This is a genomic window from Amycolatopsis sp. QT-25 (assembly GCF_029369745.1).
GTDB lineage: Bacteria > Actinomycetota > Actinomycetes > Mycobacteriales > Pseudonocardiaceae > Amycolatopsis.
On record NZ_CP120210.1, the window covers coordinates 2,689,393 to 2,714,690 of the forward strand.

24 protein-coding genes are annotated in these 25,298 nt (G+C 69.4%); 12 read left to right on the top strand and 12 right to left on the bottom strand.

Annotated features, from left to right (window positions below):
- Window positions 1-102: 102 nt before the first annotated feature.
- Window positions 103-1,368, top strand: coding sequence for an amidohydrolase (locus P3102_RS12635; RefSeq protein ID WP_276369148.1), 1,266 nt, complete (start codon window positions 103-105; stop codon window positions 1,366-1,368).
- A 17-nt stretch (window positions 1,369-1,385) separates the two neighbouring features.
- Complete coding sequence (locus P3102_RS12640; protein WP_276371129.1) at window positions 1,386-1,739, top strand: DUF3099 domain-containing protein; 354 nt, start codon at window positions 1,386-1,388, stop codon at window positions 1,737-1,739.
- Window positions 1,740-1,831: 92 nt separating this feature from the next.
- Here P3102_RS12640 and P3102_RS12645 read toward each other — a convergent pair whose 3' ends face one another.
- From P3102_RS12645 to P3102_RS12660, 4 genes are read right to left on the bottom strand one after another with little or no spacing between them, the layout of a single operon-like run.
- Window positions 1,832-2,710 carry a PfkB family carbohydrate kinase gene (locus P3102_RS12645; protein ID WP_276369150.1) on the bottom strand — a complete coding sequence of 293 codons (879 nt, stop codon included), beginning with the start codon at window positions 2,708-2,710 and terminating at the stop codon, window positions 1,832-1,834.
- The gene (locus P3102_RS12650) at window positions 2,707-3,624 is read right to left on the bottom strand and encodes a pseudouridine-5'-phosphate glycosidase (protein WP_276369152.1); all 918 of its coding nucleotides are present in this window, start codon (window positions 3,622-3,624) and stop codon (window positions 2,707-2,709) included. The genes P3102_RS12645 and P3102_RS12650 overlap by 4 nt, the downstream gene beginning before the upstream one ends.
- Window positions 3,625-3,633: 9 nt before the next feature.
- Window positions 3,634-4,278 carry a hypothetical protein gene (locus P3102_RS12655; protein ID WP_276369154.1) on the bottom strand — a complete coding sequence of 215 codons (645 nt, stop codon included), beginning with the start codon at window positions 4,276-4,278 and terminating at the stop codon, window positions 3,634-3,636.
- The gene (locus P3102_RS12660) at window positions 4,278-5,084 is read right to left on the bottom strand and encodes a sporulation protein (protein ID WP_276369155.1); all 807 of its coding nucleotides are present in this window, start codon (window positions 5,082-5,084) and stop codon (window positions 4,278-4,280) included. Before P3102_RS12660 ends, P3102_RS12655 begins: the two co-directional genes overlap by 1 nt.
- Before the next feature lie 58 nt (window positions 5,085-5,142).
- On the opposite strand from P3102_RS12660, the gene P3102_RS12665 reads away from it, so the two are divergent.
- The gene (locus P3102_RS12665; protein ID WP_199746296.1) at window positions 5,143-5,385 is read left to right on the top strand and encodes a DUF3039 domain-containing protein; all 243 of its coding nucleotides are present in this window, start codon (window positions 5,143-5,145) and stop codon (window positions 5,383-5,385) included.
- A gap of 123 nt (window positions 5,386-5,508) precedes the next feature.
- A complete protein-coding gene (locus P3102_RS12670) occupies window positions 5,509-6,345 on the top strand; it encodes a hypothetical protein (protein WP_276369158.1) in 837 nt (278 codons plus the stop codon).
- A gap of 100 nt (window positions 6,346-6,445) precedes the next feature.
- On the opposite strand, the gene P3102_RS12675 is transcribed toward P3102_RS12670, so the two are convergent.
- Together P3102_RS12675 and P3102_RS12680 are read right to left on the bottom strand one after the other, a co-directional pair.
- Window positions 6,446-9,568, bottom strand: coding sequence for an efflux RND transporter permease subunit (locus P3102_RS12675; protein WP_276369160.1), 3,123 nt, complete (start codon window positions 9,566-9,568; stop codon window positions 6,446-6,448).
- Between the two features lie 120 nt (window positions 9,569-9,688).
- Window positions 9,689-10,813, bottom strand: coding sequence for a YihY/virulence factor BrkB family protein (locus P3102_RS12680; protein WP_276369161.1), 1,125 nt, complete (start codon window positions 10,811-10,813; stop codon window positions 9,689-9,691).
- Window positions 10,814-11,077: 264 nt separating this feature from the next.
- Between P3102_RS12680 and P3102_RS12685 the strand changes: the two genes are divergently transcribed.
- From P3102_RS12685 to P3102_RS12705, 5 genes are all read left to right on the top strand, one after another.
- Window positions 11,078-12,832, top strand: a complete 1,755-nt coding sequence (locus P3102_RS12685; RefSeq protein ID WP_125780226.1) for a DEAD/DEAH box helicase — start codon at window positions 11,078-11,080, stop codon at window positions 12,830-12,832.
- Window positions 12,833-13,387: 555 nt separating this feature from the next.
- Window positions 13,388-14,521: a substrate-binding domain-containing protein gene (locus P3102_RS12690; RefSeq protein ID WP_276369163.1), complete on the top strand. Its 1,134-nt coding sequence runs from the start codon at window positions 13,388-13,390 to the stop codon at window positions 14,519-14,521.
- An 88-nt stretch (window positions 14,522-14,609) separates the two neighbouring features.
- Window positions 14,610-15,383 carry an ATP-binding cassette domain-containing protein gene (locus P3102_RS12695; protein WP_276369165.1) on the top strand — a complete coding sequence of 258 codons (774 nt, stop codon included), beginning with the start codon at window positions 14,610-14,612 and terminating at the stop codon, window positions 15,381-15,383.
- Window positions 15,384-15,406: 23 nt separating this feature from the next.
- The gene (locus tag P3102_RS12700; protein WP_276369167.1) at window positions 15,407-16,867 is read left to right on the top strand and encodes an ABC transporter permease; all 1,461 of its coding nucleotides are present in this window, start codon (window positions 15,407-15,409) and stop codon (window positions 16,865-16,867) included.
- Window positions 16,868-16,878: 11 nt separating this feature from the next.
- Complete coding sequence (locus tag P3102_RS12705) at window positions 16,879-18,060, top strand: ROK family transcriptional regulator (RefSeq protein WP_276369169.1); 1,182 nt, start codon at window positions 16,879-16,881, stop codon at window positions 18,058-18,060.
- A gap of 69 nt (window positions 18,061-18,129) precedes the next feature.
- On the opposite strand, the gene P3102_RS12710 is transcribed toward P3102_RS12705, so the two are convergent.
- The 3 genes from P3102_RS12710 to P3102_RS12720 form a co-directional block, all read right to left on the bottom strand.
- Window positions 18,130-18,678 (bottom strand): TetR/AcrR family transcriptional regulator, encoded by a 549-nt coding sequence (locus P3102_RS12710; protein ID WP_276371131.1) that lies wholly within the window; start codon window positions 18,676-18,678, stop codon window positions 18,130-18,132.
- 37 nt (window positions 18,679-18,715) lie between these two features.
- Window positions 18,716-19,579 carry an alpha/beta hydrolase gene (locus P3102_RS12715; protein ID WP_276369171.1) on the bottom strand — a complete coding sequence of 288 codons (864 nt, stop codon included), beginning with the start codon at window positions 19,577-19,579 and terminating at the stop codon, window positions 18,716-18,718.
- Between the two features lie 153 nt (window positions 19,580-19,732).
- Entirely contained in the window at window positions 19,733-19,912 is a 180-nt protein-coding gene (locus P3102_RS12720) for a hypothetical protein (RefSeq protein ID WP_016332937.1), read from the bottom strand.
- A 339-nt stretch (window positions 19,913-20,251) separates the two neighbouring features.
- On the opposite strand from P3102_RS12720, the gene P3102_RS12725 reads away from it, so the two are divergent.
- Window positions 20,252-21,091, top strand: a complete 840-nt coding sequence (locus P3102_RS12725; protein WP_276369174.1) for an EamA family transporter — start codon at window positions 20,252-20,254, stop codon at window positions 21,089-21,091.
- Here the strand turns inward: P3102_RS12725 and P3102_RS12730 are convergent.
- The 3 genes from P3102_RS12730 to P3102_RS12740 all read right to left on the bottom strand — a co-directional run bounded on the left by P3102_RS12730 (window position 21,028) and on the right by P3102_RS12740 (window position 24,363).
- Window positions 21,028-22,467, bottom strand: coding sequence for an amino acid permease (locus P3102_RS12730; RefSeq protein WP_276371133.1), 1,440 nt, complete (start codon window positions 22,465-22,467; stop codon window positions 21,028-21,030). The two genes, P3102_RS12725 and P3102_RS12730, sit on opposite strands and share 64 nt — an antisense overlap.
- Window positions 22,468-22,534: 67 nt before the next feature.
- Window positions 22,535-23,188, bottom strand: coding sequence for a response regulator transcription factor (locus tag P3102_RS12735; RefSeq protein WP_276369176.1), 654 nt, complete (start codon window positions 23,186-23,188; stop codon window positions 22,535-22,537).
- On the bottom strand, window positions 23,185-24,363 hold the full coding sequence (locus tag P3102_RS12740) for a histidine kinase (RefSeq protein ID WP_276369178.1): 1,179 nt from the start codon (window positions 24,361-24,363) through the stop codon (window positions 23,185-23,187). Before P3102_RS12740 ends, P3102_RS12735 begins: the two co-directional genes overlap by 4 nt.
- 110 nt (window positions 24,364-24,473) lie before the next feature.
- Here P3102_RS12740 and P3102_RS12745 point away from each other — a divergent pair, with 110 nt between their 5' ends.
- Together P3102_RS12745 and P3102_RS12750 are read left to right on the top strand one after the other, a co-directional pair.
- Window positions 24,474-25,064: a hypothetical protein gene (locus P3102_RS12745; protein WP_276369179.1), complete on the top strand. Its 591-nt coding sequence runs from the start codon at window positions 24,474-24,476 to the stop codon at window positions 25,062-25,064.
- Entirely contained in the window at window positions 25,061-25,270 is a 210-nt protein-coding gene (locus tag P3102_RS12750) for a hypothetical protein (protein ID WP_276369181.1), read from the top strand. Before P3102_RS12745 ends, P3102_RS12750 begins: the two co-directional genes overlap by 4 nt.
- Window positions 25,271-25,298 lie beyond the last annotated feature (28 nt).

Consider the following 25,298-nt stretch of genomic DNA (forward strand, 5'->3'; position numbering starts at 1 on the left):
GGGATCGGGTGTGACGGGACTTCTGCTCACGTTGGGTGATTGCGCGGGATCGGGTGCGACGGGGCTGCTGCTCACGTTGGGTAATACTGCCAGGATGACGTGGTGAGCCTCGAACGTGTCCTGGCACCGCTGCAGGCGGCGCTGCCCGGTTTGGAAGACCTGTACACCGACCTCCACCGGCATCCGGAGCTGTCGTTCGCCGAGACCCGCACCGCCGCCGAACTGGCGCGGCGCCTGGAGGCCGACGGTTACGAGGTGCACACCGGCATCGGGCGCACCGGAGTACTGGGTGTGCTGCGCAACGGCCCCGGCCCGAAGGTGATGCTGCGCGCCGACATCGACGCCCTGCCGGTCGAGGAGAAGACCGGCTTGCCGTACGCGAGCACCGCGCGCGGTGTCGACGCCGACGGCCGCGAAGTCCCGGTGATGCACGCCTGCGGCCACGACATGCACGCCACCTGGCTCTCCGGCGCCGCCTCGCTGCTGGCGTCCGGCCGCGAACACTGGTCCGGCACGCTGATGGTCGTGTTCCAGCCGGGGGAGGAGGCCGGGGACGGCGCCGCCGGCATGGTCCGCGACGGGGTCTTCGCACCCGCCGGCGAACCCGATGTCGTACTCGGCCAGCACGTGGTGCCCGGTCCGGCGGGCTGGGTGCTGACCAGGCCGGGCGTGCTCATGGCGGCCACCGACGCGCTCCGCGTCACCCTGCACGGCCGGGGCGGGCACGGTTCGCGGCCGGAGACCACGGTGGATCCCGCCGTGCTGGCCGCGTCCGTGGTGCTGAAGCTCCAGACCATCGTTTCACGGGAGATCCCGGCGACCGAGTCGGCCGTGGTGACCGTCGGATCGCTGCACGTCGGCACCGCGCACAACATCATCGCCGACCACGCCGTCCTCGAGGTCAACATCCGGTCGTTCGACCAGGCCGTGCGGGAGAAGGTCGTCGCGGCGGTCGAACGGATCGTCCACGGCGAGGCGGCCACGGCGGGCGCGCCGAAAGCGCCGGAGATCGAGCGGATCGGCGCGTTCCCGGTCACCGAGAACGACGACGCGGCCACCGAGGAGCTCACCGCCGTCTTCCGCGACCACTTCGGCGAGGGCCGGGTGCTGCCCGCGCCGCTGGTCACCGGCAGCGAGGACTTCGGCGAGTTCGGCCGCGCCGCCGGGGTACCGTCGGTGTTCTGGCTGGTCGGCGGCCTGGACCAGGAGAAGGTGATCGCCGCGATGACCGCCGGCCGCTTCGAACAGGACATCCCGTCCAACCACTCGCCGCTGTTCGCGCCGCTCCCGCACCCGACGCTTTCGGCCGGCGTCGAGACGCTCGTGGTCGCGGCTCTGCACCGGCTCACCCACCCGGGTGTCGGATGAGCCCGGCGAGTGGGAGCATGGAAGCCGGAGGTGGTGCTGTGAACGCGCCCGCCCACGGTCCCGAACCGAGGGAACCCGCTCCGGTGCTGATCACCGAAGCCGCCCCGTCCTACGAAGACCAGCTGGCCAAACGGAAGCGGAAGTACATCATCATGATGTCGTTCCGCATCCCGTGCCTGATCCTCGCCGGGATCTTCTACCAGATCTGGTGGCTCGCGCTGGCTCTCATCGCGATCTCGATCCCGCTGCCCTGGATCGCCGTTCTCGTGGCCAACGACCGGCCGCCGCGCAAGAGCGAGAAGGTGAACCGGTACGAGGCCGAACCGACCCGCATCGAGAGCAGCGGGCATCGGGTCATCGACGGCGGCTGACGCGGTTGGTGCCCCCAGCGGCGTGACATGAAAGGCCCCTTCATCGCAAATTTCGCGATGAAGGGGCCTTTCACGTCAGTTTACGGTTTCGGCTACGGCTGCGGCCCGACCTTCGCCACCGCCCGGGCACCCAGCCGGGCCCCCGCCCGGAGGACCTCCACCGTGGACTCGCCGCGCAGCCACGCCGCCAGCACACCGGCGTCGAAGGCGTCCCCGGCACCGGTCGAGTCGACGCACTTCGCGGGCTGGGACGGCACCGAGGTGATGGTGCCGCCCGCGTCCACCCAGCTGGCACCGTCGAGACCCGCGGTGACCACGACCTCGCCGACGTGGTCCAGCAGGTCCTTCGCCGCCTCGGGATCGCTCGATCCGGTCAACGCGACCAGTTCGCTGGTGTTCGGCATCAGCAGGTCGACACCGCGCACGTCGTCGAGGAAGGCCGCCGGATCGGTGATCAGCGTCGCCGCCTGCGGGTCGACCGACGTCGTCAGACCGGCCTTCTTCGCCGCCGCCAGCGAAGCGAGCGCCGCGGGCCGTGAGGACGGGTACAGCAGCACGTAGCCCGAGAGGTGCAGGTGGCTCGCGCCGTCCAGCGCCGCCTCGGTGACGTCCTCCGGGCTGAACCGCGCGTTCGCGCCGCGGTCGGCGAGCATGCTGCGCTCACCGGCGCCGTCGACGAGCACCACGACGCAGAACGTCGGTTCTGCGGGATCGACGGCGAATTCGCAGCGGACACCGGCCGCTTCCAGTTCACCCCGCACCATGCGGCCACCGGAGTCGTTCCCGATCCGCGCGACCAGCGTGGTCTCCGCGTCCTCGGCCCGCAGCCACAGCGCGGTGTTCGCGCCCGCGCCACCGCTGGTGAAATGCACCTTCGCGCGGATGTCGCCGCCATGCGGGATCGGGCCTTCGTGCCGGGCGACGACGTCGAGGCCGACGTCCCCCACGACGACGATCCCACCGCCGCTCATGCCGCGGTCCCGGTGAGCGCCACGGCCACCTCGGTGGCCAGTTCCGCGTTGGAGAGCACCAGTGCCTCGTTCGCGTCGAGGCTCACCCCGTCGCTCGCGGTGTGGAAATGCTCCAGCAATACCGGCGTGACGTCCTTGCCGCGCACCCCTCGCGACTTCAGCAGCTCCAGCCCTTCGGCAAGCAACCGGTCGTGCAGCTCTTTGTCCATTTCCGCCGCTGCGGGGATCGGATTCGCCAGCAGCACCCCGGACTTCGCGTGCGCGCGATGGGCGGCGATGACCGAGGCGGCTTGCGCGGCGTCGTCGACCCGCCACGGCACCTCGTGGCCGGAGGAGCGGAGGTAGAACGCGGGGAACTCGCCGGTGCGGTAACCCAGCACGGGGACCGAGTTGGTCTCCAGCACCTCGAGGGTCGCGGCGATGTCGAGCACCGACTTCACCCCCGAGCAGACGACCGTGGTCGGCACCTTCGCGAGCACGCCCAGATCCGCCGAGACGTCCCAGCTCTGCGCCGCGCCCTGGTGCACGCCGCCCAGCCCACCGGTGGCGAACAGGCCGATCCCGGCCGCGGCGGCGAGCGCCGCGGTGCTCGCGACCGTCGTCGCCCCGGAGCGGCCGAGGCCGACGGCCGGGCCGATGTCGCGGAGCGAGAGCTTGTCCAGGTCCGCGCCGGGCGCGCACACGCGTTCCAGCTGCTCACCCGAGAGACCGATCAAGGGGACGCCGTCGAGGACGGCGATGGTCGCGGGAACGGCGCCGCCGTCGCGCACGACCTTCTCCAGCCGCCGGGCGACGTCGAGGTTGCGACCGGGCGGGAGGCCGTGGGAGAGGAGGGTGCTCTCCAGCGCGACGACGGGATCACCGGCGGCGAGGGCGGAGGCGATCTCTTCGTGAAGGGACAGTTGCGGAGTCACGAACGAACATCATCGGTGATGTGGGTCCGCGTCACGCCATCGGGTCAGCTCGGTCGCGAGGTTTTCTCGCGCCTTGCTCTCCCAGCGTGCCCTCGCGATGTCACTGCGGTACAGCCGCGGCCGGGCCAGCAGATTTTCCAGCACGGCCACGCGTCCCGCCCGCCAGTCCTCGTCGGAGTAGATCGAATACTCCGCCCGGACATCGCTGGCGTACTCCTCGTAGCGCTCCGGCGAGGCGCCGAGGATCGCGAGGTCGGCGTCGAGCAGCGCCGTGGCGAGGAAGTCGTCGTCCGGGGCGGAGTGGTGGGTCGTGGCGAGGACGAGTTCCCCGGCGCGCTCGACGTCGGCCCGGGGGACGCCGGCGTTGGTGAGCTCGGCGCGGGTCCACGCCGCGCTCGCCCGCTCGTCCTCGCCGGGGCGGGCGTCGTAGACGACGTCGTGCGTCCAGGCGGCGATGGCGACGAGTGCCCGCTCCCGGGAACCCAAGCCGAAGGCGACGGCGAGATCCCCGCTGTCCCTGGCGACGGCCGTGACGTGCCGAAGGTCGTGGTAGCGGCGATGCGGTTCGGCGTAGCGGGTCTGGAGGTCGTTCCACGCGACTGCGGCGATCAAGTGATCGCCGCCCAGCCTCGTGATCGCGGTCGGCCAGTCCATCAGTCGAAGATTCCGCGTGTCTTGGCCACCTCGTGCAGCCAGCCTTCGAGCTGTGGCTCCCACTGGACCCGCTCCAGCGTGGCGTGGTCGACCTTGAACAGGCCGAGGAACTCCTGGCCGCGTCCGCCGAACCCGCCGCTCTTGGACACCCGGACCCGTTTGGTCACCTCCAGCACGACCTGCGTCTCCGACGGGGAGGACAGGAAGGTCACCGCCACGGAGGTGAAGACGGGCGCGAACCGCGGCGAGGGGGTGAAGCGGATCTCCTGGAAGAACGGGAGCTGCTGGATCGCGCCGTTGATCCGGCCGCGTTCCAGCACGGCCTCACGGAAGACGAAGCCGATCCGGCTGAAGGCGTCCAAGATCCGTTTCTGCGCGGGCAGTGGCTCGATCGCGGCACCGTCGACGTCGACCGGGTCGGTGACGGAGTTCGCGATGTCCAGGCTGGTCTGGACGCCGACGGCCATCCCGTTCAGCGGTTTGCCGAAGACGCTGGAGATCGGCGTCTCCCAGGGCAGGGCCACCTCGAACGGGAGGCGGATCTGCTGACCCGGCGCGATCCGCTCGCTTCCGGCCAGCTGCTGGACACCGAACTCGAGGTCTTCGACGCCGGGGCGGCGTTCGTCCGGCAGCGTGACCCTGGCGAGCAGCCGCACCGAGAGACCGTTGATCTCTTGATCGACTTCGCCACCGAGCAGCAGGATCTCGCCGCGCAACGGGCGGCCGGGGGAGACCGTGCGGTCGAGCAGCCGGGCGTCGATCTTCGCCCCGCCGGAACCGAACGTCGCGAGCACCTTCTGGAACATGGGCGAGATCCTGCCAGGTCGCCGGTGTGCGCAGGAGGTTTTGGGGCATTATGGAGGGGTGAGCACACAGACCCTTCCGAAGCCGGATACCCGTCCCGAGGGCACCGACAGCACCGACGACGACGCGCCGAAGATGTTCCACTACGTGCGCAAGAACAAGATCGCCGAAAGCGCGGTCATGGGCACGCATGTGGTGGCGCTGTGCGGCGAGGTCTTCCCGGTGACGAAGTCGGCGAAGCCCGGTTCGCCGGTCTGCCCGGACTGCAAGAAGATCTACGACGGTCTCAAGCCGGGCGACTGACACCTGGCCGTCCGGTGTCCGGCACCGGACAAAATCCGAAAATCCTTCACATGGTGGCTGCCCGTCCCGGCTTTCCCTGGTAATTCATGACCGCCAGCGAAATTCCGCCGGGACGGAGCCCTCATGCGCAGAACCGGGATCGTGCTCGCCATCGCCGCGTTGGTCGCGGTGTTCTCACCCGCCGCCGCCCAAGCCGTCACCGGCTGGACCACGGTCGGCTCGGACAACGCCCGCCCGCTCGACGAGGGCCAGGGCCTGGCCACCATCGAACGGCCGTCCGGGACCACCTACCGCTACACCGGGATCGCGACGGTTCCGGTGAACCTGTCGTCGCAGGGCTGGAACCACGTCGGCGATCCGGGCTCCGCGCAGGGCTGGTACGTCGAGCCGTACCAGCGCGACGACAGGGGCGCGAAGCTCTTCCGCGTCGAGTCGCCCAACGGGACTTGGGCGAACTACACGCACACGCTGGAGTCGTGGGAGGCCAACAACAACTCGTTCGCCGCCGTGACCCCCGACGCCCGCTGGATGGTGGCGGGTGAGTGGGGCACGATGGACCGGCTCCTCGTGCACCCGATGCCCGGCGTCGCGCACACGAATCCGTCGGCGAACCTGCCGTACGCGTCCGCGATCCGGCTCGACAAGCCGGTGCGGGACATCCAGGGTTGCGACTTCGTCACCGCGACCCGGCTGCTGTGCGCGTCCGACGATCCCGAGGGTGCGCTCTTCGGGACCACGAAGCCGCTGCTGCAGGTGGATCTTTCCGGCGCGTTGTCCGGTTCGGACGTGACCGGGAGGGTCACGTCGCTGGGGCAGTTGCCGCTGAAGAGCACCTGCGGCGGGAATTTCGAAACCGAGGGCATCGACGTGGCCGCCGACGGGACCCTGCGGGTCATCATGCTGTCGCCCTCGTGGTGCGTGGCTTTCGACAGCAAGACCTGGCGGTTCCGGAAGGCGTGACCAGCCGCGGAACTCGCGTGCTTGAAGGCGTGATTCACGTGATCGAGCGGCACACCGGGCGCCCACCCAGGCCCGGCGTGCCGCTCACCCACCACCGGGTCTACGAAGCCGGCTCCGGGGCCAGCATCTCGGTGGCCGGGGCCGAAGACCGGCGGGCGTCCTTCTTCGCGCGACGCTTCTCTTTCCGGGTTTCCACCATCGTGTAGAGCGTCGGCACCAGGATCAGCGTCAGCAGGGTCGAGCTGACCAGGCCGCCGATGACCACGATCGCCAGCGGCTGCCCGATGAACCCGCCCTGGCCGGTGAGCCCGAGTGCCATCGGGACCAGCGCGAAGATGGTCGCCGCCGCGGTCATCAGGATCGGCCGCAGCCGTCGCCTGCCGCCTTCGACGACGGCGTCGGCGACGCTCATCCCCGAGGCCCGGTACTGGTTGATCAGGTCGATCAGCACGATCGCGTTGGTGACCACGATGCCGACGAGCATCAGCATGCCGATCAGCGCGGGCAGGCCCAGCGCGGTCCCGGTGGCCAGCAGCAACCCGATCGCGCCGGTCGCCGCGAACGGGATCGACACCAGCAGGATCAGCGGCTGGAGCAGGCTGCGGAACGTTGCCACCATGATCAGGTACACGATCGCGATCGCGGCCAGCAGCGCGAGGAACAGGTTCCCGAAGGCCTCCTGTTGGTCCTCGCTGACGCCGCCGAGCTGATACGCCGCGCCGCCGGTGAAGGTCAGCCCGTCCAGCTTGGCCTGGATGGCCTTCGTGGTGGCGGCCAGGTCCGCGCCGGTGTTCTTGGCGGTGACCGTGGTGCTCAGCTCGCCGGAGGTGCGGTGCACCGCGGCCGGGCCGTCCACTGTGGACACGTCCGCGACCGAGTCGAGCCGGACGACGCCGGTCGCGCTCGGGATCGGCAGCGCCTTGACCGCGTCGACCGACACCGGGGCCGTGCCCGCGCGCAGCACGATGTCCGTGCGCTGACCGTCCACCGGCAACTGCGTCACCGTGCGGCCGGCGATGGCCTGGTTCGCGATCTGGCCGATCGTGGTCGCCGAAAGCCCGCTGGCGGCGGCCTTGGCGGCGTCGACCTCGACCTGCACCCGCGGCGAACCCTGCGCGAGGTCACTGGTCACCTCGGTCAGGTCCGGCACTCCGGACAGGGCCTGGCGGACCTGCTCGGTGGCGGGCTTCAGCGCCGCCTCGTCCGGCGCGGTGACGGTGATCGAGACCTGGTCCGAGTTGAACCCGCCCGCTTCCGCGCCGATCTTGACCTCGCCGAGTTCCGGCTTGTCGAGCTTGCCGCGCAACCGCTCCGAGAGCGCGTCGAGGTCGGTGTCCTTGGCGACGGTGACCTGGATGTTGGTCGCCGTTCCGCCGCCTCCGAAGAAGCCGCCCCCGCCGATGCTCACCTGGTAGGTCTCGACGGCGGGCTCGGCGGCGAGTGCCTGCTCCACCGCGCCGGCGGCCTTCTCCTTGGCCTCGGAACTGGTGCCGGGCGGCATCTTCTGCGCGAGGCTCAACGTCGTCGAGCCGGACTGGTCGAGGAAGTTGGTGTTCAGCCGCGCGGCCAGCCCGACCGTGCCACCGAAGATGATCAGCGCCAGCAGCACCACGGTGACGCGGCGCCGGGTGGCGAACCGGATCACCGGAACGTACCCGCGCTGCAGCAGCCCGCGGCGTTCCTTGTCCTCGGCGGCCTGGCGCGTGAGCTCGGCTTCGTGCTCGTTCGCCGGGGTCTTCGGCGGCTTGAGGAACCAGTACGCCAGCACCGGCACGATCGTCAGCGACACCAGCAGCGACGCGAGCAACGCCACGGTGACCGTGATCGCGAACGGCGAGAACAGCTCGCCGACGAACCCGCCCACGAAGGCGATCGGCAGGAACACCGCGACCGTGGTGAGGGTGGAGGACGTCACCGCGCCCGCCACCTCGCGCACGCCGTCGAGTACCGCGCGCTCTTTTTCCTCGCCGTACGCCAGATGTCGTTTGATGTTCTCCAGCACCACGATCGAGTCGTCGACCACCCGCCCGATGGCGATGGTGAGCGCGCCGAGGGTGAGCAGGTTCAGCGACAGATCGCCCGTCCACAGCGCGAGCAGCGCCACGACCACCGAAAGCGGGATCGACACCGCCGTCACGAGGGTCGACCGCACCGACAGCAGGAACAGCAGGATCACCACGACCGCGAACGCCAGCCCCAGCAGGCCTTCGGTGGTCAGCCCGCTGATCGCGTCCTTGACCGGGGTGCCCTGGTCGAACACGACGCTCATCTCGGCGCCGATCTTCTTCGACAGCTCGGGCAGCTTGTCCCGCACCGATTCCGAGATCGCGACCGCGTTCCCGTTCTCCACCATGGTGATCGAGAGGCCGAGGCTGGGTTTGCCGTTGGTGCGCGTGATCGATGTCGGGGGCGCGAACCCGGCCTGGACGTCCGCGACGTCACCGAGCCGTACCGGCTTGCCCGCCTGCGCCCCGGGGCGCGATGCCGGTGTCAGGTAAAGGTTCTTGATCGTGTCCACTGTGGTCGGTCCGCCGCCGACCTGGACGGTGAGCGTCTTGTCGCCTTCGGTCAGCGTTCCGGCCGGGACGGCGGCACCGGCGGTCTGCAGTGTGGTGCCGATCGACGACGGGTCGACGCCCGCGGCGGCCAGCTTCGCGTAGTCCAGCGCGATGGTGACCCGTGGTTGCCGCGCGCCGGTCACCTCGACCTCACGGACGCCGTCGATCTTGCGCAGTTCCGGCGCGACCTCCCCGGTCAGCGCGGGCGCGAGCGTTTGCGGGTCACCGGTGGTCCCGGCGGCGAGCAGCACGACCGGCAGATCGTCGGTGGAGCCCGCCGAAACCGACGGCTCGCTGTTCTGCGGCAGCCGTGTCTGGAGCCCGTCGACGACGCGCTGGATCTGCCCGACGGCCGCGTCGATGTCGGTGCCGAACTCGAACTGCGCGGTGATCCGCGACAGCCCCTCCGACGACGTCGAATTCAGCTCTTCGAGCCCTTTCAGGCCCTGTAGCCCGCCTTCGAGCGGTTCGGTGACCTGGCGGTCGACCGCGTCCGGCGACGCGCCCGCGTACGGCGTGATGATCTGCGCCTGCGGGAACTGCAGTGACGGGAAAAGCTGCTGCTTCAGCTGTGGCAGCGCGAACGCGCCGAAGCCGATCACCACCAGGGCGAGCAGCCCGATCAGACTTCGGTTGCGCAGGCTCAGTCTGGCCAGCGTGGACATGGTGGTTCCCCCAGGAAATGGCTCGGGACGGGCGGATCCCCGCGAGCTTTTCACGGGAGGGGGTGGAGTGGATTCACACCACGGGTGGAACCGGGGTACGACTTCGGGATGAGGTCCCGCTCAACTTCGCCGTTCCGTCACCGAATCGGTTTCGCTCTGCGTTTCTTCGTTCACCGGTTGTTCCGGCACGTGTGCGGCGTCACCTTCGGGAGCATCACCGTTCGGGCGAGGGCGGCGAAGCGGCACGGTCGTGCGTTCCCACAGTTTGCGGCCCTCTTCGGCGCGGATCCGTTCGCTGGCGCGTTCCATTTCCAGCCGCCGCCATTTCCGGCGCTGGCGTTTGGTCGCCTTGGCGGGCCACAGTTCCTGGATCGCGCTGTTGAAGTACGCGCCGCCGACCACCGCGAGCCCGATGAAGAACATCAGCAACAGGAACGCGATCGGCGCGGCCAGCGCGCCGTAGGTGTAGCCGGTCTTGGTGATCCAGTTCAGGTAGATCCGCAGCCCGATACTGGAAAGCAGGAACACGGCCATGGCGAGCATCGCCCCCGGCAGCCCGCGGTGCCACGGGAGCCTGCGCGGCAGGGCCAGCTTGTACAGCGTCGTCAGCGCCAGCACGATCATCACGGCCAGCACCGGGTAGTACAGCGTGCCGACCCAATAGGACACCGTGCCACGCCAGGCGGTGGGGAAGAACTGCGGGAGCAGGTCCGGCCCGATCGCCAGCAGCGGCAGCCCGACCACCAGGATGACCAGGCCGGCCAGATACAGCAGCAGCGCGAAGATCCGCTGCCAGACGTCGTTGCGGACGCCGTACTGGTCGTGCGCCACGGTGATCGCGTCGACGAACGACGACATCGCCGACGAACCCGCCCAGAGCGAGATCAGGAAACCGATCGAGACGATCTCGCCCTTGCCGACGAACAGGATGCTGTTGACCGTCGGCTCGATGATGTCGTGGACGGCGTTGTCGCTGAAGATCGTCCTGCTGAAGGTGATGATCCGATCGTGGACCGCGGTCACGACCTCCTGGCCGAACCAGTCGCCGACGAAGCCGAGGCAACCGAGGAGACCCAGCAGCAGCGGCGGCAGGGACAGCGTCTGCCAGAACGCGGCTTCGGCGGCCTCGGAGAAGATGTTGCCTTCCCACGCCTTGTCGAGCGTGCGGCTGAGCAGGCGCAACGGACCTCTGCGGCCCTTCGCGACCTCGGCGGCCGCGTCCGGGCGGCCGTTCTCCTCGCTCATGCAGCTCCTCCGCCGGCGCCGAGCGCCCTTGACGGTGTCCAGCATGGTCCATGCTGCGGCATTCGGCGCGCCACCCCTGGGTTTTCGGGTGAGTAACCCGACAACGGGGGTGGCGCTTCCGGCGTTCCCTCGGCCCGGCAGGTAGTCTCTTCGAAGTGCCCTCACCTCAGGCGCCGGCGTCGCGGCCGGATACCCAAGTGAGGGTTTTCGCTTGTGACAGGGCGGATGACCAGGTGTTTTCGGAGGTGGGAGGAGGGGACCGGCATGGCGGAAACGGTTGAACGGGATCGGGGCGAGCTGGGCGCGCCTCCCGCGGCGAAGGACAGCACCGCCCGCCCGCTGCGTGCCTGGCAACGGCGGGCGCTGACGAAGTACCTGACGAAGAAACCGAAGGATTTCCTGGCCGTCGCGACGCCGGGCGCGGGGAAGACGGTGTTCGGTCTCCGGATTGCGGCCGAACTCTTGAGCGACCGGACCGTCGAGAAGATCACCATCGTCGCGCCGACGGAGCACCTCAAGCACCAGTGGGCCGCCTCGGCCGCGGCGGCGGGGATCGCGATCGACTCGAACTTCCGCAACGGCACCGGCGTCACCTCGCGGGACTACCAAGGTGTCGCGGTGACCTACGCGCAGGTCGCGGCGCATCCGACGCTGCACCGCGTGCGCACCGAGAACCGCAAGACCCTGGTCATCCTGGACGAGATCCACCACGGCGGGGACGCGAAGTCCTGGGGTGACGCGGTGCGCGAGGCGTTCACGCCCGCCGTCCGCCGTCTCGCGCTGACCGGGACGCCGTTCCGCAGCGACGACTCGCAGATCCCGTTCGTCACCTACGAGCCCGACGGCTCGGGTTTCCAGCGCAGCAAAGCCGACCATTCCTACGGCTACGCCGACGCGCTCGCCGACGGCGTCGTCCGGCCGGTCGTCTTCCTCGCCTACTCCGGCGAGGCCTCCTGGCGCACGAGCGCGGGGGAGGAGTTCACCGCGCGCCTCGGCGAGCCGCTGACGGCCGAGCAGAACGCGCGGGCCTGGCGCACGGCGCTCGACCCGGCGGGCGAGTGGATCCCGTCGGTGCTGCAGGCCGCGGACACGCGGCTCGCCCAGCTTCGCGCCAACGGCATCCCGGACGCGGGCGGTCTGGTGATCGCCACCGACCAGGACTCGGCACGCGCCTACGCCAAGATCCTGGAGCGCCTTTCCGGCCAGACCCCGACGGTCGTCCTCTCCGACGACCCCAAGGCGTCCGGGCGGATCAAGGAGTTCTCCGATTCCACCGACCGCTGGCTGGTCGCGGTCCGCATGGTGTCCGAGGGCGTCGACGTCCCGCGCCTCGCCGTCGGCGTCTACGCCACGAGCGCGTCGACCCCGCTGTTCTTCGCACAGGCCATCGGCCGGTACGTGCGTTCGCGCAAGCCGGGCGAGACGGCTTCGGTCTTCCTGCCGAGTGTGCCGGTGCTGCTGGAACTGGCCAGCGAGCTGGAAGCCCAGCGCGATCACGTCCTCGGCAAGCCGCACCGCGAGAAGGAGGGCTGGGAGGACGAACTCCTGGCCCAGGCCAACCGCACCGAGGACGAACCGGGCGAAGAGGAGAAAGCCTTCACCTCGCTGGGCGCCTCCGCCGAACTCGACCAGGTCATCTACGACGGCAACTCCTTCGGCACGGCGGTGTTCTCCGGTTCCGACGAGGAGCAGGAGTACCTCGGCCTCCCCGGGCTGCTGGAGCCGGACCAGGTCCGCGCCCTGCTGCGGAAGCGGCAGGAGGAACAGCTCTCCGACGAGAAGCGGCGCAAGCCCAAGGCCGAGGAGGCCGCCCCGGTCGCGCGGCCGCAGTCGGTCAGCGAGCGGCTCGGCAGTCTGCGCAAGGAGCTGAACGCGCTGGTCGGCGTGCACCACCACCGCACCAAGAAGCCGCACGGCGCGATCCACAACGAACTGCGCCGCGTCTGCGGCGGGCCGCCGACCGCGATGGCTTCGGTCGAACAGCTCGAAGAGCGGATCGTCACCCTGCGTTCTTGGTGACCGCTCCGTACCCCGTGCAATGAAGGGACCTTTCCTGGCAAAATTTGCTAGGAAAGGTCCCTTCATTGCACGAGGCCCGCGAGAGCACGGACGTGAGTGTCTTGAGTGCGGGCTGCCGTGCTCGGACGACAATCGTGCTCGGACGGACGACACGCGTGATCAGGCGGACGAGTCGCGGCAGGCCCGGCCGCACGCCGTGTCGTCCATCCAGTCACGCGTGTCGTCCGTTGGCTCACGCGTGTCGTCCGTCCAGTCACGCGAGACCGCCGTCTCGGTTGACGTAGTCAGCGGCGAACGCGCCGGTCACCGCCCTGCTGTCCCCAGCTCCGTGACGCTTCGTAAGTGGTGGCGGTCACACCGTCAGCGGACCTAGACTGTGTACGGCCTGCTACGGCCACGTTGCCAAACCGTGTCCATTTGATGAGGCTTAATCGATTCAGCCGTCTTCCCCGAGACCCGTTCGGCGGCATATGTTGTCGCCCACAACATATGCGCGATGGTGCGTCCGGTCCTCCAGGATCGCCGCCCGCGAGCAAGATCGGAGAAGGAACGAGGATGCGCAGCAGAACCCTTACCCTCCTCGCCGCGACGGTGGGCGCCGGCCTGGTGCTTTCCGCCTGCGGCGCCAACAGCGCCGACTCGGGCAGCGGCAACTCCTCGCAGTCCGCGCCCGCCCCCGGTGGCGCCGCTGCCGGCGGCAAGGTCGGCGTCATCCTGCCGGAGACCGCCACTTCCGCGCGCTGGGAGTCCTTCGACAAGCCGTTCCTGACCAAGGCGCTCAAGGACGCGGGCTTCGACGCCGACGTCCAGAACGCCCAAGGCGACGTCCAGAAGTTCACCACCCTGGCCGACGGCATGATCGCGCAGAACGTCAAGGTCCTGATCATCGCCGCCATCAACGGCGAGGTCGGCTCGGCGGTCGCCCGCAAGGCGCAGGCCGCGGGCATCCCGACGATCGACTACGACCGCTTGAACCTCGGCGGCAGCTCCGACTACTACGTCTCGTTCGACAACGAGAAGGTCGGCCAGCTGCAGGGCCAGGGTCTCGCCGACGCGCTGAAGGACAAGAAGGGCGCCGAGGTCGTCATGCTCGAGGGCGCCCCGACCGACAACAACGCGACGCTGTTCGCCAACGGCCAGAAGTCCGTGTTGCAGCCGAAGTTCGCCGCCGGCGACCTGAAGCTCGTGCGGGAACAGGCCATCGACAACTGGGACAACCAGAAGGGCGGTCAGACCTTCGAGCAGATCCTGACCGACAACAAGGGCAAGGTCGACGGCGTCGTCGCCGCGAACGACGGTCTCGCCGGCGCGGTCATCACCGTGCTGAAGAAGAACGGCCTCAACGGCAAGGTCCCGGTCACCGGCCAGGACGCCACCGCGGACGGCCTGATGGCGATCCTGCGCGGCGACCAGTACATGACCGTGTTCAAGCCGATCAAGGAAGAGGCCGAAGCCGCGGCGAAGCTCGCCGTGCTGCTGGCCAAGGGCGACAAGGCGGGCGCCGACGCGCTGGCCACCGGCAAGGCGAAGGACCCGAAGGGCAACCGCGAGGTCAAGTCCGTGCTCCTCGAACCGAAGCTGACCACCAAGGACGGTGTAAAGGAGGTCGTGACGCAGGGCTACGTCAAGGCCGCCGAGATCTGCGGTGGCGACCTGGCTGCGGCGTGCACGCAGCTCGGTATCTCCTGACCCGTCAATCCAGCCGACCGGGCCGGGGCGCTCCTCGGAGACGAGCGCGCCCCGGCCCGGTCTCCAGCCGGGAGAATTCGAGACCCCCATGAGTGAACCCATCCTCGAACTGAAGCAGCTGAACAAGAGCTTCGGGCCGGTCCACGTGCTCCACGACGTGGACTTCAACGTGCGCGCCGGTGAGGTCACCGCGCTGGTCGGCGACAACGGTGCCGGAAAGTCCACTTTGGTCAAGTCGATCGCCGGGATCCACGGCTACGACTCCGGCACGGTGAAGTTCCAGGGCGAACCGGTGCATATCCACGGCCCGCGTGACGCCGCGGAGCTGGGAATCGAGGTCGTCTACCAGGACCTCGCCCTGGCCGAGAACCTCGACATCGTGCAGAACATGTTCCTCGGCCGGGAACGCGGCAGCAAATGGCTGCTCGACGAGGCCGGCATGGAGAAGGCCGCGCGCGAGACGCTCGCCTCGCTTTCGGTCCGCACCGTGAAGTCCGTCCGCACGCCCGTTTCGGCCCTCTCGGGCGGGCAGCGGCAGACCGTCGCGATCGCCAAATCCGTGCTGTGGGACTCGAAGGTGGTCCTGCTCGACGAGCCGACCGCCGCGCTCGGTGTCGCACAGACCCGGCAGGTGCTCGACCTCGTCCGCCGTCTCGCGGAGCAAGGCCTGGGAGTGGTGCTGATCAGCCACAACATGGCCGACGTCTTCGAGGTCGCCGACCGCATCGCGGTGCTCTACCTCGGCCGTCTCGTCGCCGAGGTGCACACCAAGGACGTCACCCACGGCCAGGTCGTGGAACTGATCACCGCCGGCCGATCCGGCGACCTCGGCCTTGCCCGCCCCGAAGCCGCCGTCCTCTAGAACCAGGCGAGAAAGAACCGGAAATGACTGAGACACCCGCAAAGCCCGCCTCACCGGAGGGGGGCAAGCCGGCGTCCGCCGCGCTCAACCCGTCGGCGGCCATCACGGACTTCGGCATCGACACGACATCGATGTCGACGCGCGAGGCGGTCGGTGACTACTTCTCCCGGCTCAAGGCGGGGCAGTTGGGTTCGCTCCCGGCGCTGCTCGGCCTGCTCGTGCTGGTGATCGTGTTCGCCTCGCTGTCGGACACCTTCCTGACGATGAACAACATCGCCAACCTGATGGCCCAAGGCGCCGGCAAGGCGATCATCGCGATGGGCATCGTGTTCGTGCTGCTGCTCGGGGAGATCGACCTGTCCGCGGGCACCGCGTCCGGCGTCACCGCCGCGGTCCTCGCGATGCACTACGTGCGCAACGGAAACCTGTTGGGCGGCATGGGGAACGGCGTGTTCATCACGTTCCTCGTGGTACTCGCCGTCGCCGCGCTGCTCGGCGTGATCCTGCGGATCTGGGCCGGGGTCGGGTTCGCCGTGCTCGCCATCGCGCTGGTGTTGTCCGGAGCCGCGGCCAACCCGTGGATCGAGATGCTGCTCGCGGTCAGCGTCGGTGGCGCGATCGGTGTCCTCACCGGGTTCCTCGTCTCGAAGATCGGGATGCCCTCGTTCGTCGTGACACTGGCGCTCTTCCTTGCCTGGCAAGGGGTCATCCTCCAGTTCATCGGCGAGGGCGGCACGCTCGGCATCAGCACTTCGGACGTGTTGTTCAAGGTCGCCAACGGCAACCTGTCCACCGTGGGCAGCTGGATCCTCTTCCTGGTCGCCGCCGGCGGTTTCGCCGCGGTGACCCTGGGCCGGCACTTCTCCCGGCTCAAACGCGGCCTGGTCACCCAGCCGACGCCGATGGTGCTGTTCAAGGTCGGCGCGATCGGCGTGGTCGCCGCGATCGCGACCTATCTGCTGACGCTGAACCGCGCGCCGAACCCGAACATCGTCATCTCCGGTGTCCCGTACGTCGTGCCGATCGTGCTCGGCCTGTTGGTGCTCGGTACCTACGTGCTCAACCGCACGCAGTACGGCCGGCACATCTACGCCGTCGGCGGCAACCGCGAGGCGGCCCGCCGTGCCGGTATCAACGTCGAGAAGATCCGCGCTTCGGTGTTCGTCATCTGTTCGGCGGTGGCGGCGATCGGCGCGATCGTCTACTCGTCGAAGGTCGGTTCGGTCGACCCGCAGGCCGGTGGCCTCAACACCCTGCTGTTCGCGGTCGGCGCCGCCGTCATCGGTGGTACTTCGCTGTTCGGCGGCAAGGGCCGGGTCGTCGACGCGGTGATCGGCGGTCTCGTGCTGGCGGTCGTGGAGAACGCGCTGGGCCTGCTGAAGCAGTCGGCGGCGGTGGTCAACATCGTCACCGGTCTGGTGCTGCTTCTCGCGGCCACGGTGGACGCGTTGTCCCGGCGCCGCGCGGCTGCGTCGCCACGCTGAGTCCGCATGGAATGATGAAGCCCGTGACCAGCACACCCGTTGCACGACCAGACGAGGTGCGCAGGCACAACCGCACGACCTTGCTCCGGTTGCTGCACGTCAGCGGCCCGAGCACCAGGGCGACCCTGGCCGCCGAGCTGGGGCTCAACCGCAGCACCATCAAGACCCTCGTCGACGGGCTCGCGGAAGCGGGCGTCGTCGAAGAGCGGGTCCCAAGGCCGGGACGGGGGGCGGGCCGCCCCTCGCTCCTGGTCCTGCCGCAGCCGCAAGCGGCGGTGGTGCTCGCGGTCGACCTCCAGGTCGAACACGTGGCGATCGCGCTGATCGGGTTCGGTGGCCAGATCCTCGGGCGCAACAGCTGGAACCTCCACGGCCGGATGCGGGCGGCCGACGAGGTGATCACGCACGTGATCGAGTCGACCACCGTGCTGGCCGGCGATCTCGGCGTGCAGCCGATCGCCGTGGGGGTGTCCGTGCCCGGCGTCGTCCGCCGGGCCGACGGGCACGTCCACGAAGCGCCCAACCTGCGCTGGACCGACGTGGCGCTCGGGGAACGGCTCGGCGGTGTGCTGCGTGTCCCGATCCTGGTCGGCAACGACGCCGAACTGGGTGCCATCGCCGAACATCTGCGTGGCGCCGCGCGGGGCTCTTCCGACGCCGTGTACGTCTCCGCCGACGTCGGGGTCGGGGGCGGGATCATCGTCGACGGCTCGGCGCTGCGCGGCGGCGCCGGATACGTCGGCGAGATCGGGCACATGGCGATCCGGCCGGGTGGCCGCCCCTGCTACTGCGGATCGAGCGGCTGCTGGGAGACCGAGGTCGGCGAGGCGGCGCTGTGCCGCGCGCTCGACCTGCCCGAGGACACCCCGCGCGGGGTGATCCTGGTCGAACTGCGCGAACTGGGCCGAGATCCGCACGCGGCCGGGGAGCGGCTCTCGGAGTTCGCGGAATGGCTGACGCTCGGCCTGGTGAACGTGGTCAACCTGCTCGGCCCGCAGCTGGTCGTACTGGGTGATCTGCTCACCGTGCTGCCGGAGTCGGTCGTGCGGTCGGTGGCGGCCGAGGTCCGGCGGCGGAGCCTGGTCAGCCGTGCCGTGGGCGGGACGCAGATCGTGAGCTCTGCGCTCGGCGCGGACGTGAAGCTGCTGGGCGCCGCCGAGGCCGCCTTCGAAATGATCCTGGACACCGTCTGAGTCGCGAACCTCGTCGCAATTAGTCACCTGGTTGCGGTCCTTGCCCATGCATCGACCGCATCCAGGTGACTAATTGCGTTCTTTCACGAGGCCGGACAGCAGGGCCACCAGGGCGGCCAGCGCCTTCTCCCTCGCCGCTTCGCGGTCTTCGGCGTGCGCGATCATCAGTGCCGCCTCCGCGCAGGCGCTCAGCGTCAGTTGCGCCAGCTCCGGGATCGGCGCCTCGATCAGCAGCCCGGCCGCGGCGGTGGCCTCCAGGACCTCCGTGATCAGGCGCAGTCCGTACCGGCTCTCCAGTTCGCGCCATTCCTGCCAGCCGAGGACGGAGACGGCGTCCGTGAGCGCGATCCGCACCACGTCGGGCCGCAAGCACAGGTCCAGGAACCGGCTCAGCGTGCCGAGCGCGGCCGACCACGGATCCTCCGTCGCCCGCAGGACGGTCCGGAGTTCCTCGGTGATCTCGGTTTCGATCTGCTCGATCACGGCGCGGAACAGGCCCTGTTTGTCCCCGAAGTGGTGATACAGCGCGCCGCGGGTGACGCCCGCCGCCCGGACGATCTCGTCGGCGGGCACGGCGGCGTAACCCTGTTCGGCGAACAACGTCCGCGCGGCCGTCATCAACACGGCCCGGGTGGATCGCGATCGTTCGGTCTGGCTACGTCGTGGCGTGGGCACGCAGGAATTCCACCATCACGGCGCTCAGCCGCTCCGGCTGGTCCTCCGGCACGAAGGCGTAGGAGTCCTCGATGGTCTTCAGTTCGGCGTTCGGCAGGACTCCGGCCAGCTTCTCGCCCAGCCACAGCGGGAAGTGCCGGTCTTCGGGCGCCCAGGCCAGCAGGACGGGTTTCCCGAAGGCGGGCAGCCGCTCGGCGGCGGTCAGGGTGTACCGGTTGTCGATCCCGGAGAGGAACCGCGCCAGATCTTCGCGGATCGCCCGGTCACGGCGGCTGGGCAGCAGGTAGGCGTCGAGGACGTGGCCGGGGACCGGGTGCTTGGCCAGCCAGAAGAAGTCCGTCCTCTCCAGCAGCCACCGCCAGCGCGCGGCCTGGATCATCGCCGGGACGCCACCGGGAAGACGCGCCAGCGTGCTCAATCCCTTGAACATCGGGGGCAGGAAGCGCTCGAAGGAGTCCGACGGGGTCAGCACGACCCGGCCCACCCGCTCCGGGCTCGTGGTCATGAGCAGCTGGGTGAGCGCGCCGCCGGTGTCGTTCGCGACCACGGTGGCGTCGGTCAGGTCGAGCACGTCCAGGAAGCGCGCGATGAGCGCGGCGACCCCGGGCGGGCTCAGGTCCGCGTCGGGGACCGGGATCTCGTGCGAGCCCAGCGGCCAGTCCGGGGTCAGGCAACGGAAGCCGGCGTCGGCGACCGCGGGGGCCACCTTGCGCCAGAGCAGCCCGTTGGTGAGCAGGCCGTGCACGAAGACCACCGGAGGGCCGTCGCCGCGGTCGCGGTAGCGGACGCGGGCGTCGCCGAGGTCGGCCTCGTGCACCTCGCCGAGGAGATCGCTGATCGTCATGCGGACAACATACATGCGGTATGTATGTTTTTGAAAGGCGGAGACGTGATGGAACACGGGTCGGTTCGGTGCTCAGGCCCCGCGAAACAAAACAGGGCGGCCGGCGCGCTCCATGGGGAGCGGCCGGCCGCCGGGTGGTCGCGTACTGGTGGGCTACCGCTGAATGTCCGCGGACATTTCCTTGAGCTTCGTTTCGTGTGCGCGGGCGTGGTGACCACAGAAGAGCAACTCGCCACCGGTGCTGAGAATGGCCCGAACCTGGGCCGCAGCTCCACACCGGTCGCATCGGTCGGCAGCGGTCAGTTCGGGGCGGGTGAGCGTCGGTGAAGTCATTGGAGTCTCCCTCCGTCCCGGCACCGGTGGCCCGGTGCCATCGATCCAGCTACGACCACTTCGGCACTGATGCCGGCAACGTTCGTTCCCGGCCCCGCCGTGTTCGTGCTTCCACTCTTCCAGACGTTTGGCGGCCCGCAAGTGTTCCCGTGCGGGTGTCTCGTTTGTCACTGGTAATTACCTCGTATGCCGTAGCGTAATCACGCAACGTAGGAGAAGACTCCCCGCCGAACCGTCTTTTCCCACGTCAGGCACCATGCGGGGGTGGATATCACTGTCGTCCGGAACCGGATTTCGAGCGTGCCGGCACCGATCTTGTTCGTTCTCAGCGGAATTTCCATGTACGCCGGTGCGGCCGTCGCCGTAGGTCTCTTTTCGGTCGCCTCCCCCGCGGGGGTGGCTTGGCTTCGCTGCCTCGGGGCGGCGGTGGTCCTCCTGGCGTGGCGCAGGCCACCTCGCTCGGCGTGGACGGGGCGCACGTTCCTGCTCGCGGGTGCCTTCGGCATCGTCACCGCCGGGATGAACGTGCTCTTCTACGAGGCGATCGCGCGGTTGCCCCTCGGCACGGCGGTCGCTCTCGAGTTCGCCGGACCCGTCGTGGTGGCCGCGTTCGGTTCGCGCACCCGCCGGGACGTCTTCGCGCTGCTGCTGGTGGTGGCCGGGGTACTCGCCATCGCGGACGTCCGGCTCGAAGGCAGTCTGCTCGGTGTGCTGTTCGCGCTGGGCGCGGCGGCGGCGTGGGCCGGGTACATCCTGCTCGGGAAGCGGGTCGCGGTCGGCGGGAACGGGATCGACGGCCTGGCCGTCGGGTTCGCCGTCGGCACCGTGGTGCTGTCGCCGCTGGCGCTCGGCACCGGCGCCGTGTGGACTTCGCCACGGCTGCTGCTGCTGGGTATCGGGGTGGGCGTGCTCTCGACCGTCGTGCCGTACGCGCTGGACCAAGTGGTCCTGCGCCGGGCAGGGCGGGCGCGGTTCGCGCTGCTGCTCGCGTTGCTCCCGGTCACGGCCGGGCTGATCGGCTTCCTGTGGCTCCGGCAGGTGCCGGCCCTGCCCGAAGCCGTCGGCACGCTCGCCGTCGTCGCCGGGGTCGCGCTGCGGTCGCCGGGGAAACGCGATCACGACGGCAGGTCCGAGGAGCCGGCTTCGTCCTTCGCGAAGCGGGAATGCCCGCGCCCGTAGAAGACGTAGATCAGCAGGCCGAGCAGCAGCCACGCGGCGAACCGCAGCCAGGTCAGCACGTTCAGGTTGAGCATCAGGCAGAAGCACGCCAGCGCCGCCACGACGGGCAGCCAGGGCGAGAACGGCACGGTGAACGGGCGCTCCAGATCCGGACGGCGCCTGCGCAGCACCGGGACGGCCACCGCGACGATGATCATCGCCGACAGCGCGCCGATGCTGACCATGTCGGCGAGTTCGGAGATCGGCACGAACGCGGCCAGCGCCGCGATCAGCACGGCACCGGCGACGGTCATCCGGTGCGGGGTGCCCCAGCGTGGATGCGCCGTGCCGAACTTCTTCGGCAGCAGGCCGTCACGGCCCATCGCGAAGCCGATCCGGCCGATCGTCACCAGTTCCACCATCATCACCGACGTCAGCCCGGTGACCGCGCCGAGCGAGATCAGCGCGCCCACCCAGTGCTGCCCGACCCGGTCGAAGGCGTCGGCGAGCGGGGCACCCGCGTCGATCTCGGCGAACGGCACCATCCCGGTCAGCACCAGCGAGACACCGATGTACAGCAGCGCGCAGACCCCGAGCGCGCCGAGGATGCCGACCCGCAGATCGCGTTTCGGGTTCACGGTCTCCTCGCCGAGGTTGGCGAGCGCCTCGAAACCGGTGTAAGCGAAGAAGACGACAGCGGCGGCCGTCACCATTCCGGCGATTCCGTAGACGGACTGTTCGAGCCCGAGCGCGGCTTGCACGATCGGCTGATGCAGGGTGTTCGGCGTCTCCGCCGGTGCCTGTGCGGGCGGGAGGAACGGCGTCAGGTTCTCGCCGCGGACGTAGAACACGCCGACCGCGAGGATCAGCACGCACACCGCGACCTTGACCAGCACGAGCAGATTCGTCACCCGCGCCGAATCCTTGATCCCGAGGACGGCGACCACGGTCAGCACGGCGATGATCGCGACAGCGCCGATGTTCACCTTCGCGTCTTCACCGAACCAGTCGGGGGAGAGCCCCATCAGATTCGCGAGGTAGCCGGACCACCCCCGTGACACGACGGCCGCACCGAGGGCGAACTCCAGCAACAGATCCCAGCCGATGATCCAGGCGAAAGTCTCGCCGAGAGTGGCGAAAGCGTAGGTGTAGGCGCTTCCCGCCGTCGGCACGCCGGAGGCGAGTTCGGCGTAACAGAGGGCGGCCATCCCGGCCACCACGGCGCCCAGAACGAAGGAAAGCGTGACCGACGGACCCGCGTGGGATTTCGCCTCGACCCCGGCGAGGGTGAAGATCCCGGTACCGATGATGATGCCGACCCCGAAGCCGATCAGGTCGCGCCCGCGCAGACGGCGTTTCAGGTCACCGGAATCCTGCCGTTTCAGGATTTCGTCCACGTCCAGAGTTCGCCGCATGGAGGGTCACGCTAGAAGATCACCGGCCGGCTCGCAGATCGGTGCGAGGTCACCCTTCCAGCACGACACCGTTCTCCTGCGCGAGGATCGCCGCCTGCACCCGCGACCGCAGGTCCAGCTTCGTCAGCACCCGTGAGACGTGCGTCTTCACCGTGGTCTCGCCGATGTGCAGCCGGGTGCCGATCTGCGCGTTGGACAGGCCGCCGCCCAGGCACGCCAGCACTTCACGCTCGCGTTCGGTCAGGTCGCCGAGGCCGGCGGGAACGAGGGAAGGCTCGCGCGTCCCCGCGGCGAAGGCGGCGATGAGCTTCCGCGTGACCTGAGGGGCAAGCACTCCTTCACCCGCCGCCACCAGCTTCACCGCCTCGATCAGCCTCGCCGCCTCCACCGACTTCAACAGGAATCCGGCCGCGCCCGCCCGAAGCGCGGCGTGGACGTACTCGTCGAGATCGAAGGTGGTCAGCACGAGAACTTCGCAGAGCCCCGCCGCGGTCAGTTCTCGCGTGGCCGCGATGCCGTCGACACCGGGCATGCGGACGTCCATCAGTACGACATCCGGTTTCAGCGCCTTCGCCTGGCGGACGGCCGTGGCACCGTCCGCGGCCTCGCCGACCACCTCGATGTCCTCGGCGTTCCCGAGGATCATCATCAACCCGGCACGGATCGCGCCGTGGTCGTCGGCGACCAGGACTTTGACGGTCAAGACCCCTCCAGAGGCAGTTCGGCGCGGACCAGCCAGCCGCCGCCGGACGGCCCGGCGGCGAGGGTGCCGCCCACCGCGACGGCGCGTTCCCGCATGTTCAGCAGGCCGAACCCGGTCCCGCCGTCATCGAGGCGGCCCGGCTGAAGATCGTTGCGCACCTCGACGGTGAGTATGCCGCCGCGTGAGCGGATGTCCAGGACCGCGCGGCCGCCAGGGGCGTGTTTCACCGCGTTGGTCAGCGCCTCCTGCGCGATCCGGTACGCGGTCAGATCGACCGCGGCGGGCAGCGGGGACGACGGGTCCGGTACGGAACCGAGTTCGACCTCCAGCCCGCTCGCCCGCGCCGAATCGACCAGTTTGGACAGTTCGGCCAGCCGGGCGGGCGCCGTCGTCTCGATATCGGAGTCCTCGCGCAGCAGCCCGATCATCGCGCGCATCTCCTCCAGCGCGCTCACACTGTTCTCCCGCACCGATTCCAGCACCTTCCTGGACAGCTTCGGGTCGGCGGAGGCGATCGACAACGCGGCCTCGGACTGGATCGCGATCGCCGACAGATGCCCGGCGATGACGTCGTGCAGATCCCGCGCCATCTTCGAACGTTCCCCGGCGACGGCGGCCCTCCGGTCCAGTTCGCCGATCGTGGCCAGCTGGACGGCGTTGGCCCGTTCGTTCTCGGCGATGTCCCGCTGCTGCCGCACGTTCGCCGCCCACCACACCGGGGTGACGAGGAACGGCAGGAACGCGAACGCCACCAGGATCGCCGTCCGCCACTGCGAGGAGAGGACGAGCGCCAGGCAGACCACCGCGAGCGTCCCGAGCGCGGTGATACCGATCATCAGCCGGCTGACCCGCCGCGAACCGTAAAGCGTCGTCGCGTAGAGGAAGTCGGTGAAGACGACGAGGATCGGCAGCGAGGGACCGATCGCCACGTCCACGGCGACCACGACCAGCGCGGCGAGCAGCGCCCACGGGACCTCGCGGCGCAGCATCTCCAGCGCGCACAACACGGTCAGCTCGGTCAGCCGGATCCACAGCGGCGTCGTGTCCGGGCCGTTGAGCAGCACCTGCATCCCGCTGAGGTAGACGAGGGCGCCGGTGAGCCAGGTGCCGAGCGCGATGACGAGGTCCTGCTTCCACGACGGGAGATGACTCAGGCGAGGGACCAGCGTGGGCACCGATCCATCCCAGCACACCGGGGCGGGCGGCGGGGTCCTACGAAGTGATGACGATGATCTCCTGCCCCTCACCGACGCGCCGGACCACCGTCGGAGGCGAAGCTCGAAGGGTGAACAAGATCTGGGACTTTTTCGCGGAGAATCCGATGGCGGCGGTGATCGCCGCCGGGGAGATCGGTTTCTGGGTCGCCATCGGAGCCGGCCTGCTGGCCCGCTACCTGCTCCGGCTCAAGCGGACGAGCATCGTGCTGCTGGCCCTCACCCCGGTGATCGACGTCGTGGTGCTGGTCGCGACGGTGCTCGACCTCCAAGGCGGCGGCAAGGCGAACTTCGTGCACGGCCTCGCCGCGGTGTACCTCGGTTTCAGTGTGGTGTTCGGGCCGTCGATGATCCGGTGGGCCGACGCGCGGTTCGCGCACCGGTTCGCGGACGGGCCACCCCCGCCACCCAAGCCGAGAGGAAGGGAGAAGGCCCGCCTCGAATGGCGCGAGTGGGGCAAATGCGTACTGGCGTGCGGAATCGCCGCGACCGTACTCCTGGCACTGATCTTCCTGGTGGGCAACGGCGAACAGGTCGCGCCGCTGTGGGGCTGGTTGCCGCGGCTGGGGGTCGTGACGGCCATCTGGTTCGCCACCGGGCCGCTGTGGCAGGAGTTCTCGCCCAAGGACGACGACCGGGTCACGGAAGGGACACGACGATGATCGAACTACTGGGGATCCTCCTGCTGGTGCAGGGCGGGGGAGGACTGATCAACCGGCTGCTGGGCAGCACGAATCCGAGCTGGTTCGTCCAGCTCCACCTGCTTCCGCCGGGGATGCACGTGGTGGCCAGCGCGCTGATGGTGGCCGCCGGGGCGGGGTTGCTGTTCGCCGAGCGCGCCCGCAAGCAACGCCGCCGGTCGGAGTGAGACGCCGGCCCGCGCCGAGGTGACGGCC

Coding starts and splice junctions, on each gene's coding strand:
- P3102_RS12685 (WP_125780226.1), top strand. CDS start 11,078: ATGGCGGAAACGGTTGAACGGGATCGGGGCGAGCTGGGCGCGCCTCCC.
- P3102_RS12695 (WP_276369165.1), top strand. CDS start 14,610: ATGAGTGAACCCATCCTCGAACTGAAGCAGCTGAACAAGAGCTTCGGG.
- P3102_RS12655 (WP_276369154.1), bottom strand. CDS start 4,278: ATGGACTGGCCGACCGCGATCACGAGGCTGGGCGGCGATCACTTGATC.
- P3102_RS12670 (WP_276369158.1), top strand. CDS start 5,509: ATGCGCAGAACCGGGATCGTGCTCGCCATCGCCGCGTTGGTCGCGGTG.
- P3102_RS12705 (WP_276369169.1), top strand. CDS start 16,879: ATGATGAAGCCCGTGACCAGCACACCCGTTGCACGACCAGACGAGGTG.
- P3102_RS12750 (WP_276369181.1), top strand. CDS start 25,061: ATGATCGAACTACTGGGGATCCTCCTGCTGGTGCAGGGCGGGGGAGGA.
- P3102_RS12715 (WP_276369171.1), bottom strand. CDS start 19,579: ATGACGATCAGCGATCTCCTCGGCGAGGTGCACGAGGCCGACCTCGGC.
- P3102_RS12710 (WP_276371131.1), bottom strand. CDS start 18,678: ATGACGGCCGCGCGGACGTTGTTCGCCGAACAGGGTTACGCCGCCGTG.
- P3102_RS12645 (WP_276369150.1), bottom strand. CDS start 2,710: ATGAGCGGCGGTGGGATCGTCGTCGTGGGGGACGTCGGCCTCGACGTC.
- P3102_RS12680 (WP_276369161.1), bottom strand. CDS start 10,813: ATGAGCGAGGAGAACGGCCGCCCGGACGCGGCCGCCGAGGTCGCGAAG.
- P3102_RS12690 (WP_276369163.1), top strand. CDS start 13,388: ATGCGCAGCAGAACCCTTACCCTCCTCGCCGCGACGGTGGGCGCCGGC.
- P3102_RS12725 (WP_276369174.1), top strand. CDS start 20,252: ATGTACGCCGGTGCGGCCGTCGCCGTAGGTCTCTTTTCGGTCGCCTCC.
- P3102_RS12720 (WP_016332937.1), bottom strand. CDS start 19,912: ATGACTTCACCGACGCTCACCCGCCCCGAACTGACCGCTGCCGACCGA.
- P3102_RS12660 (WP_276369155.1), bottom strand. CDS start 5,084: ATGTTCCAGAAGGTGCTCGCGACGTTCGGTTCCGGCGGGGCGAAGATC.
- P3102_RS12700 (WP_276369167.1), top strand. CDS start 15,407: ATGACTGAGACACCCGCAAAGCCCGCCTCACCGGAGGGGGGCAAGCCG.
- P3102_RS12640 (WP_276371129.1), top strand. CDS start 1,386: ATGGAAGCCGGAGGTGGTGCTGTGAACGCGCCCGCCCACGGTCCCGAA.
- P3102_RS12675 (WP_276369160.1), bottom strand. CDS start 9,568: ATGTCCACGCTGGCCAGACTGAGCCTGCGCAACCGAAGTCTGATCGGG.